General features: G+C 60.0%; 1 protein-coding gene. It reads right to left on the bottom strand.

Features of this window, described 5'->3' with window-relative positions:
• On the bottom strand, positions 1-230 hold a 230-nt coding region (locus tag WG8_RS27645; RefSeq protein WP_007428252.1), incomplete at both ends, for an ABC transporter ATP-binding protein.

Below are 230 nucleotides of genomic sequence, written 5' to 3'. Positions count from 1 at the left end.
GCGCTGAGGCACAGAACGCAGCAGGCCCTGCGTATACGGGTGGGCCGGACGATAGAAGATATCGTCCACGCGCCCTTCCTCCATCACCATGCCGCCGTACATGACGATGACACGGCTGCACACCTGGGCGACGACGCCCAAATCATGGGTGATCAGGGCGATCGCCATGTCGGATTGCTGCTTCAATGTCTTGAGCAGCTCCAGGATTTGCGCCTGGATTGTGACGTCCA

This window comes from Paenibacillus sp. Aloe-11 (assembly GCF_000245715.1).
Lineage (GTDB): Bacteria > Bacillota > Bacilli > Paenibacillales > Paenibacillaceae > Paenibacillus > Paenibacillus kribbensis.
The sequence above is the reverse complement of the archived record's forward strand: the minus strand, read 5'-3'. Positions and strand labels throughout refer to the sequence as shown.